Here is a 14336-nt window from a genome sequence, read left to right on the forward strand (position 1 = left end):
TTACTCCCCCCCCCGCCACCACTGTTGTCGGGCCCCCCCCCCCCGCGCCCGCCCCGCCGGCGCCCCGCCCCCGGGGGGGGGGGGGGGGGGCCGGGGCCGCCGGCCGGGCCACGGGCCCGTACGGAGGTGGCCGCCGCGAGGCGTCAGTCGTCGAGCGCGGCCGGCCGGAGCACCACCGCGGGGCGGCAGCGGTCGTGCCGGGCGTTGTCCGGCCGGTCACCGCTCAGCAGGGTCTGCTGCGCCGTGCGCAGGCCCGGTCCCGGTTCGATGCCGGTGTTCTCCACCACGGTGCGCCGGGCGCGGGCGTAGGCGTTGAGCGCTTCGGCGCGGCGCCCCGCCGTGGCCAGGGCGAGCATCAACTGCTCGTGGAAGTCCTCGCGGAGGGGGTGGCGTGCGCAGAGTTCCTCGAGCTCGCCGACGACCTCGCGCGCCCGGCCCGTGCAGATGTCCGCGCCGATCCGGTCGTGCACCAGGGCCAGTCGTTCTTCTTCCAGCCGCACCGTGTAGTGCGCGGGAAGGGACGCCTGTTCGAGGTCGCCGGGAGAGGTGCCCCGCCAGAGGGCGAGGGCTTGATGAAACGATTTTGCCGAGGAGGTGCAGTCGCCCGCGGCCCGCTGGTCCCGCCCGAGCCCGGCCAGCGCACGGAACCGGTCGAGGTCCAGGTCGCCCGGTCGTACACGCAGCAGATAGCCGTTCCCGGCGGTGAGCAGCAGCGGATGCCGCCGCGCGTCGCCGCCGTCGCGGCTGTGCGCGGGGTCCAGGACGCGCCGCAGTCCCGACACGTACATCTGGACGGCGGCCACGGCCGACGGCGGCGGCCGGTCGTCCCACAGCTCGCCGATCAGCGTGCAGATCGGGAAGCGCCGGTTGGCGTGGAGCAGCAGCAGCGTGAGCAGGGCGCGCCGCTTGAGGGAGGTGGGTGTGCAGAGCACCCCCGCCCGGTGGACCTCCAGGGGTCCCAGGATCCGGTACGTCGGCCCGTCCGCCGGCGTCGGTTCCCTCTCCGCGTCCCCGGGCGGGGCCGGCAGGCCGGGGGCGGTTCCCGTACAGCCGGGTAAGGAAGGGTCTGCCGAGGATCTTTCGGTTCTGGCCAGCATGATCTGACACCCCCGCGTAACCGGCGCGCCCTCAGGCGCGCTGTCCTGTCGGTCGGCACGCGGTAGGGCCTACCGGCGCTCACGTCATGGATACGGGATCGATGGAGAGAGTGTCATGGGCTCGAACAAGCCAAGTTCACCATCGGCGAGTTGTGACCGGCGCGGCGTCCCCTCTTACCGCTCCCGCTCAAACTCAGCCAAACATCCGGTCACCCGGACCGACTCGGGACTTCTCCTTGGCAGGGGGCCGCCACAGGGTTAGCGTGCCTCGATCTCCTCCCGCTGAGCACGTTCTTCCCGACCGTCGATCGATCCGTCGACCTGCTGTGAGAGGACCTCCATGCCCGCACGTCGCATCGCGGCGGCGACGGCCACCCTGGCCGCCGCGTTACTCGTTTCCCCCCTCCTGCTCGCCGGGCCCGCCACCGCGGGAGCCGACGCCCCGGGCCGGGCCGACCGGGGCGACGCACTGGCGGCGAAGCTCGTCAAGGAGGCGACGGCCAAGGACGCCTTCCGCCACCTGAAGACCTTCCAGGCGATAGCCGACTACAACGGCGGCACCCGCGTGGCGAGTTCCCGGGGCCACGAGCAGTCGACCGCCTACGTCGAAGCCGTACTCAGGGCCGCCGGCTACCGGGTCTCCCGGCAGGCGTTCGACTTCGTCTACACCGACGACATCGCCGAGACCCTCACGGTGCTCTCGCCCACGCCGCGCGACATCACGATCCAGCTGATGGCCTACACCGCCAAGGGCCCCGAGGGCGGGGTGACCGCGGACGTGGCCATCGTCCCCGTCGACGCCGACGCCACCCACGGCTGCGAGCCCGCCGACTTCGCCGCGGGCGCCTTCACCGGCAGGATCGCGCTGATCAAGCGCGGCGGATGCTCCTTCGCCGTCAAGCAGGCCAACGCCCACGCCGCCGGTGCGCTCGGCGCCGTCGTGTACAACAACACCACGGGCAAGATCAACGGCACCATCGGCGACGCGGCCCTCGCGAAGATCCCCACCGGCGGCATCAGCCAGGAGGACGGCGAGGCGCTGGCCGCCGAGGCCGCCGCGGGCCCGGTCACGGTCACCCTCGACATCCACGAACTGCGCGAGAACCGCCGGAGCTTCAACGTGGTCGCGGAGACCCGCGGCGGCGACGCGGCCGACACCGTCCTCCTCGGCTCCCACCTGGACTCGCTCCACGACAGCCCGGGCATCAACGACAACGGCTCGGGCTCGGCCGGCATCCTCCAGGTCGCGGTCAGGCTGGCCTCGTCCCAGGACAGGATCAAGAACAAGGTCAGGTTCGCCTGGTGGTCGGCCGAGGAGTTCGGCGTCCTGGGCTCGCAGGCGTACCTCGCCTCCCTGTCGGAGGAGCAGAAGAGGCAGATCAGGCTCTACCTGAACTTCGACACGATCGGCTCCCCGAACGCCGCCTACTTCGTCAACGACGGCGACGACTCGGACGGCGTCGGCGCGGGCCCCGGCCCCGAGGGCTCCGCCCAGCTGGAGAAGGGCATCACGGACTTCCTCGGCTCGAAGGGGATCCCGTACGAGGGCACCGACTTCACCGGCCTCTCGGACTACGCCCCGTTCATCGCGGCCGGCATCCCGTCCGGAGGCACCTTCACCGGCGCCGACGGCATCAAGACCGAGTCCCAGGCAGCCAGGTTCGGCGGCCGGGCCGGTGTCGCGTACGACGTGAACCACCACACGGCCGGCGACGACATCACCAACATCGACATGCGGGCGCTCGACGTCAACATCGACGTCATCGCCGACGCGGTGGGCCACTACGCGCACGACCTCGGCCCGCTCACCCGGCCCGTGGGTGCCGCGCGGCCGGACGGTGCCCGGGGCGGCGCCGCCGGTCCGCGCTACGGGCACGAGCCCGTGACCGGGTAGAAGGCCGCCTCCGCTTCCACCGGCGCCGGTCCGGGCTTCGGGATCTTCACGCCGGTGTGCGGGCTCAGGCGCGGTGTTCCGCCGGGCGGATCCCGAGGGTGCGCTGGAAGGCGACGCCGAGGGCGTACGCGTGAGAGTGGCGACCCGGCGGGAGACCGCGTCGACGTCGCCGGCACCCCTCTCGCCCGTTTCGCGGCCGGAACGTCCGACTCCGGCGGTGCCACGGCCGAGCTGGAGATCCTGCGGGGCCAGCTGTCCCGCATCCACGTCGACCGCACCCGATGACGCGACCGCATACGTCTTCGGCAACCGGATCACGGTCCTTGACGACGACGAGGGGGACGGGGTCACGGTCACCTTCGCCGACGGAGCGCGGCGCACCTTCGACCTGGTGGTCGTCGCCGAAGGCCTGCGCTCCCGCACCCGATCCCTGGTCCTTCCCGGCACCGGCACCGACGTCGTGCGCGAGCTCGGCTTCTGCACCGCCTACCTGACCGTTCCCCGCACGGCCGACGACACCGACCTGTGGCGCTGGCACAGCGCCGGCCGCGGGCGCAGCGTCACCCTGGGCCCGGACGACCTCGGCACCATCCGAGCCACGCTCGCCTTCCTGTCCGACGTCCGCGGCCTCGACGAGATCGGCCGCGCCGGCATCGTCACGATCCCGCGCCGCACCTTCGCCGGCGTCGGCTGGGCGGCGCCCCGCGTGCTCGCCGCCCTCGACGACGCCCCGCTCTACTTCGACGCCGTGGGCCAGGCCCGCATGCCGTCCTGGAGCAGCGGGCGGACGGCCCTCCTCGTCCTCCAGGTACGCGCCCTCGGGGGAGGCCGGCGCCCGGCACCGGATCGTGCCGGTCAGGCGGCGAAGCGGCGGTTGCCGGTGAGCGACCACACGGCGGAGATCCGGCCGTCCGTGACCGCGAACATGTCGATGCCGCTCTTGACGATGATGTCGCCGTCGCCGTCGGCGTGGCTCTCGATCCACCGGCAGGCCATCTCGCCGCGCTCGGAGTCGATCAGGGGTGCGGCGTCGGCGGCGAACGTCAGGCCGGTCAGGGCCTGGCTGTTGGCCGAAATGAACGCCGTCAGTTCGTCCTGGCCGAACGTCTTGGCAGAGCCGGTGCCGTCGAAGTCGTCCGCGAAGTGCAGCCGGAAGTCGGGGGAGAGGATCTGCTCCGCGGGGGCGATGTCTCCGTTCCAGAGCGCCGTCCAGCCCTCCACCAGCCGGGTGCCGGCCTCCCGGGTCAGCGGAGCGGAGTCGGTGGCGGGGATAGTCGTCACAGACATGGTTGCCTTCCGTGGTTCGGTCGTGGTCACCCAGCCTCCGGGCCGGGGGCGACAACCCCCTGTCGGTGTTTAGCCCTCCCGACGGCGGCTCAAGCGAAACCATAGAGTTCGTCGAGTGCCACGAACTCCTGCCCAGGAGTGTCCAGTTCGGACAGGTCGACCGGACGCGGCTCCGCCGTCTCCTCCAGTGCCCGGGCTTCCCGAATGCGGTCGAGCCGGAAGCCCCGTACTGCGGAGCGCAGCCGGCACCAGCCGATGAGGTACCAGTGCTCGCCTCCGAGGAAGCCCAGGGGTTCGACGGTGTGTTCGGTGACCTCGCCCTGTTCGTCGGCGTAACGCAGGTGCAGCAGCCGGCGGTTCGAGAGTGCCTCGCGCAGGGTGCGCGGGAGCGCGGGCGGCCGAACGGGATGCGCGGCGAGCCGTACCCGGGCGGCGAGCTCGCGCGCTGCCCGGAGTTCTCGCTGCGGCATGACGGCGAACAGCTTGCACAGCGCTGAGCGGGCGTCCGCGTCGAACGGTGTCCCGGACAGCGCGTGCAGGGCGACGGCCAGGGCCGCCGCCTCGGCCGGTGTGATGGCCAGGGGCGGCAGGGTGTGGTCCTTGTCCACCACGTATCCGCCGCTGCGGCCCGGTTCGGCGTAGAGCGGCACACCGGACTGCTGCAGGGCGCTGAGGTCGCGCTCGATGGTGCGGGTGCTGACGCCGAAGCGCTCGGCGAGCCACCGGGCGCTGCGCGGCCGGGGCGAGACCGCACGTAGCTCCTCCACGAGGGCGTACAGACGCTCGGTACGGTTCACAGCCAGGACCGTAGCCGATGCCCGGGACCGGACGACGGTGGATCCGGCCGGTGGTCCGCGACGGCCGGGACCGCGACCACGGAGGGGGACCGGGTGCGGTAGCGGGGCGGCAAGGCGCTACCAGCGGTCGTTACGGAGGGAGCCGGCTTCGGAGAGCGGTCACGGTGTCCGAGGCGCATGCAAGGCTGGCCCCTTGCCGCCCCCTGCCGCCGGCTTGGACCGACTCCCGCTCCTGCGCCGCTGGCCGGAGCTCGCCACCGTCCGCGCCGCCCACGTCGTCACCGGTTTCGTCAGTGCCAGATCCGCTGGTGCCTATCCCCGCCAGGGTCAGGCTGTGCGGTAGGGCTCGACCCATACTCGGATCCATGAACGGAAAAGTGCGGCCCGGGGACTTCCTGCAGAAACGACGCTCCCAGCTGCTGCCCGAGGCGATCGGGGTGCCCACCTACGGAGAGCGGCGGCGTGTGCCGGGCCTTCGGCGCGAGGAACTGGCGCTGCTGGCCGGTGTGAGCGTCTCCTACTACACCCGCCTGGAACAAGGGCAGTCCCTGAACGCCTCGCCGCAGGTGCTGGACGCCATCGCCCGGGCCCTGCGGCTACAGGAGACCGAGCGCGTGCACCTGCACAACCTGGCCCGGCCGGCCAAGTGCCCCAGGCCGGGGCCGACGGCCCGCCCCGGAGCGGGTGACGCGGGCGACCGGTCAGCTGTTGGAGGCACTGGCCCACGTTCCGGCGATCGTGACCGGCCGCCGCAGTGACGTCCTTGCATGGAACGGGCTGGGCCACGCGCTGTTCGCCGGACACCTGGATCCGGGCGCCGCCGACCGGCCGACGGAACGACCCAACATGGCCCGACTGGTGTTCCTCGACGCGCACACCCGTGACCTGTACGCGGACTGACCTGCCAAGGCCCGGGCCGTGGTGGGGAATCTGCGCCTGGTGGCAGGCCGGTATCCGGACGACATCGCGCTTCACGCGCTGGTGGGTGAACTGAGCGCGAAGAGCGCGGACTTCGCCTCGATGTGGGCCGACCACCGCGTCAAGGCGTGCGCCGTCGCCACCTACGAGATGCGGCATCCGCTGCTCGGCCCGCTGACCGTCACCCAGCAGACCTTGAGCCAGGGCCCGAGCCAGAACATCGTGGTCGCCACCACGGAGGGCGGTTCGCCGGCGCGGACCGCGCTGGCCCTCCTCGCCCACGTCGGCCCGCAGGGTGACCCGGCGCGACCGGAAGCCCCGGCCGACGCCGGCCGAACCGGCCCACCGCCGGGCGCCGGGCCGACATCCGGCGAGCGCCCGTCCTCGACCCACCCGGGCGCGGGCGGACACCGTCCGCTGCCCGAGCAGGTCCCGGCGCACGACGCCCCGACCGAAGCCTCCCCTTACCCCGAAGCCCCCTCACCCCGGTGCGCCGGCGTACCGCTCCCGCGTGCCCACGAACAGTCAAGGAACCCATGTTCAGGAACAAGTGGTCCAAGACCGTCCTGTCAGCCGCCGTACTGACGCTGGCCACCGTCGCCGCGACCGGCCCCGGCGTCGCCTCGGCCGCCGGCGCGGTCCAGACCCGAGCCACCGGTCTGGCCGGGATGGACGACTTCGCCTTCACCGGCCGCGGAGACCAGATCCTGGCTGCCCTCAACGGCCCCGGCGAGGTCGCCCTCGTCCAGCCGGACGGCACCCACACCACCGTCCTGACCGCCGCCGACGGCCTGCAGAACCCCACCTCCATCGCCCTGCGCGGCGACACCGCCTACGTCCTGAGCGCGGCCTACGTCACGGCCGAGGACCCCAACCTCCTCCTCGCCCACCTGAACGAGTAGCACCGAACCGGGGTACGGGTACGAACCCGTACCCCGGAGGTTCGTGAAGGAGCATGACGCGGGCCGGCCAGCCGGTCCTTGGCTTCTTCGGGGATCGGCGTCGCGCCGCTACCGGACGAGGTGGCTCTCGATGTGGTCGATCACCGCTGACACGGCCTGCCGGCAGGCGGTGCTCGACCGACGGACCTGGGACAGCGGCATGCCGCCCTGGATGGCGGCCAGCAGCGCGGTGGCGAGGGCGGCGATATCGGCGCTGTCGCTCAGCTCGCCGCGCGCCTGCATGCCTTTGCCGCCCTCACCTGGGGTCGCTGACAGTGCCGCCGGCTTCGGGGGCGACGGACAGCGCATCGCGGTGTCCGTCGCCTGCGCCGCATCGCCTCCGTACGCTGACCCACGCGGGAGCGGTCAGCCAGAGGTCGACGCCGGCGACGGCCGGCCACGGCCCGGCGGCCGCGGTGCTCCGCCATCCGCACGGGGGGACGCGGAAGCGGGTCGTCGTCCCGCTGGACGCGTGCGGGCCTGTGATCGTGAACAATTACACTCGCCTCCGTGACACTCCTGTGCAGGCACCACCGCGAATCGGTCTGCGCACCGGAGCCCGGGCCGGCCGCCGGGGGCTTCGCCGACGAGAGGGCTATCAGTGGGAACGGCACGTACGGAACAACCTGAACCACGCCAGCCTGTGATGGCTGATGTCGCGCGCGTCGCCGGAGTGTCGCACCAGACGGTGTCGCGGGTGCTCAACGGCGCACCCCACGTCCGCCCCGGCACACGTGAGCGGGTGCTCGCCGCCATCCGCGAGCTGGACTACCGCCCCAACGTGGCGGCCCGGACTCTGGTCACCCGCCGGTCCCAGACGCTCGGCGTGGTGAGTTTCGGCAGTGCGCTGTACGGGCCGGCCTCCATGCTGGACGGCATCGAGCAGGCCGCGCGCAGTGCTGGCTACTTCGTCAGCGTGGCGAGCATCCGGTCCCCGGACGCGCGCGCGGTGCAGGAGGCCGTGGACCGGCTCAGGGATCAAGGCGTCGAGGGCATCGTGGTGATCGCGCCGCAGACCCCGGCGGTGCGAGCGATAGCCCAGCTTTCCACGGCGGTGCCCGTGGTGGCGGTCGGGTCGGGAAGCGGGGCGCGCGTGCCCACGGTCTCGGTCGACAACGAGGCGGGCGCCCATGCCGTCACCCGACACCTGCTCGACCTCGGGCACGCCACGGTCCACCACATCGCCGGCCCGCCGGGCTGGCTGGAGACCACGGCCCGGCAGGCCGGGTGGCGCAGGGCCCTCGAGGAGGCCGGCGCGCCGGTGCCCGAGGCCCATGCCGGGGACTGGAGCGCCCGCGCCGGATACGAGGCCGGCCTTCGGATCGCCGAGGACCACGCCGTCTCCGCGGTGTTCTGCGCGAACGACCAGCTGGCGCTGGGCCTGCTGCGCGCGCTGCACGAAGCGGGCCGGGCGATCCCCGGGGACATCAGCGTGGTCGGTTTCGACGACATCTCCGAAGCCGCGTACTTCGCACCGCCGCTGACCACGGTCCGACAGGACTTCAGCGAACTGGGCAGACGTGCGCTGGAATTGCTGGTCGACGAGTTGACTGGAAACGACCGCACGGCCGGCGCGGGCGGCAGGGGGCACGATGCGGCGCCGGAGTCCCCGAGCAGGCACGTCCTGGTCCCCACGGAGATAGTGCTCCGCCGCAGCACGGGCCGCGCACCCCGGTAGTTTTGGGGAGCCTCGGGCATCCGGGCAGGTCAGGGGTCCCCGGGCGCCGCCAGGGGTGCCCGGGGCCTGAGGTCAAGATTGGGTAACGCTGCATGAGGGGGCTCTTGTGAAGGCCCATTGTTAACGCTCACAATCTGACCTCAGGGCGGCTCGCGCGCCGCCGTCCCCTGCTGCCCGGGTTCCGTACCGGGGCGCCGGGCTACGCACGAAGGATGTGAACGTGACCCCGTCCCGCCCCCCAGCCGCCCCGGACGCCGTGCGCTACGTCGTCGGTGTCGACTTCGGCACGCTGTCCGGCCGCGCGGTGGTGGTCCGCGTACACGACGGTGAGGAGCTCGGCTCCGCCGTCCACCCGTACCGCCACGGCGTCATCGACCGTGAACTGCCCACCACCAGGGCCGCCTTGCCGCCCGACTGGGCACTTCAGCATCCGGACGACTGGCGCGAGGTGCTGCGCACCGCCGTCCCGGACGCCGTCACCTCGTCGGGCGTGGACCCCGGGCTCGTCATAGGCATCGCGACCGATTTCACCGCCTGCACGGTCCTGCCGGTACGGCGCGACGGGCGGCCGCTCTCCGAGACCGGGCTGGGCCACCGCCCGCACGCCTGGCCCAAGCTCTGGAAGCACCACGCGGCCCAGGGCCAGGCCGACCGGATCAACGACCTCGCCCATCTGCGTGCCGAGAAGTGGATCGCCCGGTACGGCGGCAGGATCTCCGCCGAATGGCAGTTCGCGAAGGCGCTCCAGGTGCTGGAGGAGGACCCGCAGACGTACGCGGCGACCGAGCGCTGGATCGAGGCCGCCGACTGGATCGTCTGGCAGCTCACGGGTACCGAGACCCGCAACACCTGCACCGCCGGCTACAAGGGCATCCACCAGGACGGCGCATACCCGAGCGAGGAGTACCTCGCCGCCCTGCACCCGGGCTTCGGGGACTTCGCCCGTACCCGCCTGGAGCATCCGCTTTCCCCGCTGGGTTCCCGGGCCGGCTCGCTCACCGCGCAGGCCGCCGCGTGGACGGGCCTTCCCGAGGGCATCGCGGTCGCCGTCGGCACCGTGGACGCCCACGTCGCCGCCGCCGCGGCCCAGGCCGTCGAGAACGGCCGGCTGCTCGCGGTCATGGGCACCTCCACCTGCCACGTGGTGAACGGCGCCGCGCTGGCCGACGTGCCCGGCATCTGCGGGGTCGTGGACGGCGGGATCGTCGACGGCGCGTACGGCTACGAGGCGGGACAGAGCGCCGTCGGCGACATCTTCGCCTGGTGGCTCGCCCAAGGCGTCCCGGCCGACTACCGGGCGCAGGCCGAGGCCCGCGGCGAGGACCTGCACCAGCTGCTGACCCGCAAGTGCGCCGACCAGCCCGTCGGCGGCCACGGCCTGGTCGCCCTCGACTGGATGAACGGAAACCGCTCCACCCTGGTGGACCACCACCTCTCCGGCGTCATCGTCGGGCTCACCCTGTCGACGCGGCCCGAGGACGTCTACCGAGCCCTGCTGGAGGCCACCGCCTTCGGCACCCGCACCATCGTCAACGCCCTGGAGCGGGGCGGGGTACCGGTGCACGAGTTCATCGTCACCGGCGGCCTGAAGAAGAACGCCCTGCTGATGCAGATATACGCCGACGTGCTCCGCCGCCCGGTGTCCCTCGCGGCCTCCGCCCAGGGCCCGGCCCTCGGCGCTGCCATCCACGCGGCCGTCGCCGCCGGCGCGCACCCCGGCGTACGCGCCGCCGCGGCGGCCATGGGCCGTGTCCAGCGGGCCGCCTACCTGCCGGACCCCGCCCGGGCCGACGCCTACGACGCGCTGTACGCGGAGTACCGCGTCCTGCACGACCACTTCGGCACCGGCCCCGACATGCAGCTGCACCGGCTGCGTGCCCTGCGCAACGCCGCCCTGACGGCCTCGACCGCCCAGACCGCCCCCACCGCCCCCGCTGCCCCCACCGAGAGGCCCTGACCGCTCATGACGCCACCGATCGAGCAGCTGCGCCGCGAGGTCAGCGACCTGCACCAGGAACTGGTCCGCTACGGCCTCGTCGTCTGGACGGCGGGGAACGTCTCCGCCCGCGTACCGGGCGAGGACCTCATGGTGATCAAACCCAGCGGTGTCCCCTACGAGGACCTGACCCCCGAGCACATGATCGTCTGCGACCTGGACGGGAAGGTGGTCGAGGGCGACTACGCCCCCTCCTCCGACACCGCCGCGCACGCCTACGTCTACCGGCACATGCCGCGGGTCGCAGGGGTGGTGCACACCCATTCCACCTACGCCTGCGCCTGGGCGGCGCGCGGCGAGGCCGTCCCCTGTGTCCTGACCGCAATGGCCGACGAGTTCGGAGCCGAGATCCCCGTCGGCCCCTTCGCGCTGATCGGGGACGACTCCATCGGCCGGGGCATCGTCGAGACGCTGCGCGGACACCGCTCGCCCGCCGTCCTGATGAAGAGCCACGGCGTCTTCACCGTCGGCAAGGACGCCAAGGCAGCGGTCAAGGCCGCCGTGATGTGCGAGGACGTCGCCCGCACGGTCCACATCTCACGCCAGCTCGGGGAGCCGCTGCCCCTCGCGCAGAGCGACATCGACGCACTGAACCACCGCTACCAGAACGTGTACGGCCAGCAGGCCGGCCGGTGAGGAGCTTCCCCGTGGCGACACTCGAAGAACGCGAAGTGTGGTTCCTGACCGGCAGCCAGTCCCTTTACGGAGACGAGACCCTGCGCCAGGTGGCCCGGCAGTCCCAGCAGATCGCCGACACCCTGCACAGCGATCCCGGCGTCCCCGTCAGGATCGTCTGGAAGCCCGTCCTCACCGACGCCGAGGCGGTCCGCCGCACCTGCCTGGCGGCGAACTCCGACGACGCCTGCATCGGGCTCATCGCCTGGATGCACACGTTCTCCCCGGCCAAGATGTGGATCGCCGGCCTCGACGCGCTGTGCAAGCCCCTGCTCCACCTCCACACCCAGGCCAACGTCGCCCTGCCCTGGTCGTCCATAGACATGGACTTCATGAATCTCAACCAAGCGGCGCACGGAGACAGGGAGTTCGGCTACATCCAGTCCCGCATCGGTGTCACCCGCAAGACGGTGGCGGGCCACGTGAGCGACCCCTCCGTGGCCGCCCGCATCGCCTCGTGGACCCGGGCGGCGGCGGGGCGGGCCGAACTGCGCGGCCTCAGGATGGCCCGCTTCGGCGACAACATGCGGGACGTCGCCGTCACCGAAGGCGACAAGGTGGAGGCGCAACTGCGCTTCGGCGTCTCCGTCAACACGTACGGGGTCAACGACCTCGTCGAGGTCGTCGACGGCACCCCGGAGGCCGATGTCACCGAACTCACCAAGGAGTACGAGGCCACCTACCGGGTCGCTCCGGAGATGCGGGCCGGCGGGGACCGCCACGCCTCGCTGCGCCACGCCGCGCGGATCGAACTCGGTCTGCGCGGGTTCCTCACCGCGGGCGGCTTCCGTGCCTTCACCACCAACTTCGAGGACCTCGGGGGGCTGCGGCAGCTACCGGGGCTGGCCGTCCAGCGACTGATGGCCGACGGATACGGCTTCGGCGGCGAGGGCGACTGGAAGACCTCGGCCCTGCTGCGCACGCTCAAGGTGATGTCGGAGGGGCTGCCGGGCGGGGTGTCCTTCATGGAGGACTACACCTACCACCTGGAACCCGGCAGGGAACTGATCCTCGGCGCGCACATGCTGGAGGTCTGCCCGTCGATCGCGGCCACGGTTCCCTCCTGCGAGATCCACCCGTTGGGGATCGGCGGCCGGGAGGATCCCGTCCGCCTGGTCTTCGACGCACACACCGGTCCGGCGGTGGTCGTCGGTCTCGCCGACATGGGCGACCGCTTCCGCCTGGTCGCCAACGAGATCGACGTGGTCGAGCCCGCCGAGCCCCTGCCGAACCTGCCCGTGGCCCGGGCCGTGTGGCAGCCCCGGCCGGACCTGCGGACTTCGACCGAAGCCTGGCTCATCGCCGGAGCACCGCACCACACCGTGCTGTCGAGCGCCGTGGGCACCGAGGAACTCGGTGACCTCGCCGACATGCTCGGCACGGAGCTGCTGGTCATCGACGGGGACACCGGCATCCGCCGGTTCACCCAGGAGATCCGCTGGAACCAGGCCTACCACCGGCTGGCGCAGGGCTTCTGACGTCCGCCACCACCGTGACCGCCGTTCAGAAGGGACACACGTGATCCACTTCCGCTCGCCCCGCGCCGTGTTACGCCGTACCGCGGCACGACGTCCCCGTCCGCCGCTCTGGATCGCCCTGTCGGTCGTCCTGCTGGCGCTGCTCCCGACCACGGCCGTCACCGGCGGCCCTGCCGAGGCCGCAGCGGGCCGTACGTACACCAACCCGGTGAAGGCCCAGAAGGGCGCCGACCCCTGGCTGCAGTACCACGAGGGCAACTACCACCTGGTCGCCTCGACCTTCACCGGCGAGATCACGATGCGCAAGTCGCCGACTCTGGAGGGCCTTTCCACCGCTCCGAGCGTACGGGTGTGGTCCGACAACACCCCCTCGCGCAGCACCAACATCTGGGCGCCCGAGATGCACTTCGTCGACGGGCGCTGGTACCTCTACTACTCAGCCGGGCAGGCAGGCGCCGCATGCTGCGACTCGCAGCGCACCCACGTGCTGCAGAGCGCCGGCAGCGACCCGATGGGCCCGTACACCTACAAGAACATCCTGACCGGCGCCAACCTGGTGCCCGGCGGATGGCTGATCGACGCGAGCCTGCTGCGGGTGAGCGGAAAGCTGTACCTGCTGGGCAGCGGCTTCATCAACGGCAGCCGGCAGAGCCTGGTGATCGCTCCTCTCGGCAACCCCTACACGCTCAGCGGTCCGTTCCGGGTCATCTCCGGTCCCACCCTGAGCTGGGAGAGTCAGGGCGGATCGGTCAACGAGGGCCCCGAGCCGCTGTACCACGAAGGCCGGACCTTCCTCACCTACTCCGCCTCCAGCTGCAACACCCCGGACTACAAGCTGGGCCGGCTGGAGCTCACCGGCGCCGACCCGCTCAGCGCCGCGTCCTGGACCAAGGCCCCCGCCCCGGTGTTCCAGCGCAGCGACGCGGCAGGAGTGTACGGACCGGGCCACAACGGGTTCTTCAACTCCCCGGACGGCACGGAGAGCTGGCTCGTCTACCACGCCAACGACACCACCGCGGGCGGCTGCGACAACAGGCGCACCACACGGGTCCAGAAGTTCACCTGGCACCCGGACGGCACACCGGACTTCGGTACTCCGGCGGCGGTCGGCACGCCACTGCCCGCCCCGGCGGGCGAGACGGCGGCCACCCCCGCCGCGTACACGCTGGTGAACCCCCACAGCGGAAAATGCCTGGACCTCGCGAACGGGTCCTCCGCCGACGGAGCGGACGTCAGGCTGTGGTCGTGCAACGGCAGCACAGCGCAGAAATGGCGCTTCGAGGACCAGGGGGACGACACGAGCCGGCTGATCAACGTGGCCGGCGGCAAGGCGCTCGACGTGGCGGACTGCTCCGCCGCCGACGGAGCGGAACTGCGCCAGTGGACCTGGCTGGACAACGCCTGCCAGCGCTTCCGGCTCATCACCGGCGCGGGCGGCCTGCTGCGGCTGGAGAACGCGCACAGCCGGAAGGTCGCCGACATCGCCGACTGCGGCACCCGCGACGGCACGGGAGTCCGCCAGTGGACCTGGCTCGCCAACCCCTGCCAGGAGTGGCAGCTCCGGACCGGCTGACC

At 72.2% G+C, this 14336-nt stretch carries 11 protein-coding genes and 1 pseudogene; 8 read left to right on the plus strand and 4 right to left on the minus strand.

The annotated features are described in order from the left end of the window. Positions 1-143: 143 nt before the first annotated feature. Complete coding sequence (locus tag ACFWTC_RS12545) at positions 144-1097, minus strand: BTAD domain-containing putative transcriptional regulator (RefSeq protein WP_384027076.1); 954 nt, start codon at positions 1095-1097, stop codon at positions 144-146. 340 nt (positions 1098-1437) lie between these two features. Between ACFWTC_RS12545 and ACFWTC_RS12550 the strand changes: the two genes are divergently transcribed. Further along, positions 1438-2991: a M28 family peptidase gene (locus ACFWTC_RS12550; RefSeq protein WP_384027074.1), complete on the plus strand. Its 1554-nt coding sequence runs from the start codon at positions 1438-1440 to the stop codon at positions 2989-2991. 855 nt (positions 2992-3846) lie between these two features. Here the strand turns inward: ACFWTC_RS12550 and ACFWTC_RS12555 are convergent. Next, positions 3847-4278 carry a hypothetical protein gene (locus ACFWTC_RS12555; protein ID WP_383916591.1) on the minus strand — a complete coding sequence of 144 codons (432 nt, stop codon included), beginning with the start codon at positions 4276-4278 and terminating at the stop codon, positions 3847-3849. Between the two features lie 89 nt (positions 4279-4367). Beyond that, positions 4368-5075 (minus strand): helix-turn-helix transcriptional regulator, encoded by a 708-nt coding sequence (locus ACFWTC_RS12560; protein ID WP_383916594.1) that lies wholly within the window; start codon positions 5073-5075, stop codon positions 4368-4370. Positions 5076-5440: 365 nt separating this feature from the next. On the opposite strand from ACFWTC_RS12560, the pseudogene ACFWTC_RS12565 reads away from it, so the two are divergent. Together ACFWTC_RS12565 and ACFWTC_RS12570 are read left to right on the plus strand one after the other, a co-directional pair. After that, positions 5441-6326, plus strand: a pseudogene (locus tag ACFWTC_RS12565) (helix-turn-helix domain-containing protein); the annotation flags it as partial. A 203-nt stretch (positions 6327-6529) separates the two neighbouring features. Beyond that, entirely contained in the window at positions 6530-6895 is a 366-nt protein-coding gene (locus ACFWTC_RS12570; RefSeq protein ID WP_384027072.1) for a hypothetical protein, read from the plus strand. Between the two features lie 108 nt (positions 6896-7003). Here the strand turns inward: ACFWTC_RS12570 and ACFWTC_RS12575 are convergent, their stop codons facing one another. Next, positions 7004-7177, minus strand: coding sequence for a hypothetical protein (locus ACFWTC_RS12575; RefSeq protein ID WP_383916597.1), 174 nt, complete (start codon positions 7175-7177; stop codon positions 7004-7006). A gap of 403 nt (positions 7178-7580) precedes the next feature. Between ACFWTC_RS12575 and ACFWTC_RS12580 the strand changes: the two genes are divergently transcribed. The 5 genes from ACFWTC_RS12580 to ACFWTC_RS12600 all read left to right on the plus strand — a co-directional run bounded on the left by ACFWTC_RS12580 (position 7581) and on the right by ACFWTC_RS12600 (position 14334). Next, positions 7581-8612 carry a LacI family DNA-binding transcriptional regulator gene (locus tag ACFWTC_RS12580; protein WP_384027070.1) on the plus strand — a complete coding sequence of 344 codons (1032 nt, stop codon included), beginning with the start codon at positions 7581-7583 and terminating at the stop codon, positions 8610-8612. 220 nt (positions 8613-8832) lie between these two features. Continuing rightward, positions 8833-10569, plus strand: a complete 1737-nt coding sequence (locus tag ACFWTC_RS12585) for a ribulokinase (protein WP_383916603.1) — start codon at positions 8833-8835, stop codon at positions 10567-10569. A gap of 6 nt (positions 10570-10575) precedes the next feature. Beyond that, a complete protein-coding gene (locus tag ACFWTC_RS12590) occupies positions 10576-11244 on the plus strand; it encodes an L-ribulose-5-phosphate 4-epimerase (RefSeq protein ID WP_383916606.1) in 669 nt (222 codons plus the stop codon). Between the two features lie 11 nt (positions 11245-11255). Next, on the plus strand, positions 11256-12761 hold the full coding sequence (araA, locus tag ACFWTC_RS12595; protein WP_384027068.1) for an L-arabinose isomerase: 1506 nt from the start codon (positions 11256-11258) through the stop codon (positions 12759-12761). Between the two features lie 67 nt (positions 12762-12828). Further along, complete coding sequence (locus tag ACFWTC_RS12600; protein ID WP_384074183.1) at positions 12829-14334, plus strand: family 43 glycosylhydrolase; 1506 nt, start codon at positions 12829-12831, stop codon at positions 14332-14334. The last annotated feature ends 2 nt before the right edge of the window (positions 14335-14336 follow it).

It is taken from the genome of Streptomyces sp. NPDC058619 (assembly GCF_042717785.1).
GTDB lineage: Bacteria > Actinomycetota > Actinomycetes > Streptomycetales > Streptomycetaceae > Streptomyces.

Bases quoted from the DNA above. Each gene is read 5' to 3' on its own strand.
- ACFWTC_RS12545 (WP_384027076.1), bottom strand. From the start codon at position 1,097: ATGCTGGCCAGAACCGAAAGATCCTCGGCAGACCCTTCCTTACCCGGC.
- ACFWTC_RS12550 (WP_384027074.1), top strand. From the start codon at position 1,438: ATGCCCGCACGTCGCATCGCGGCGGCGACGGCCACCCTGGCCGCCGCG.
- ACFWTC_RS12555 (WP_383916591.1), bottom strand. From the start codon at position 4,278: ATGTCTGTGACGACTATCCCCGCCACCGACTCCGCTCCGCTGACCCGG.
- ACFWTC_RS12570 (WP_384027072.1), top strand. From the start codon at position 6,530: ATGTTCAGGAACAAGTGGTCCAAGACCGTCCTGTCAGCCGCCGTACTG.
- ACFWTC_RS12575 (WP_383916597.1), bottom strand. From the start codon at position 7,177: ATGCAGGCGCGCGGCGAGCTGAGCGACAGCGCCGATATCGCCGCCCTC.
- ACFWTC_RS12580 (WP_384027070.1), top strand. From the start codon at position 7,581: ATGGCTGATGTCGCGCGCGTCGCCGGAGTGTCGCACCAGACGGTGTCG.
- ACFWTC_RS12590 (WP_383916606.1), top strand. From the start codon at position 10,576: ATGACGCCACCGATCGAGCAGCTGCGCCGCGAGGTCAGCGACCTGCAC.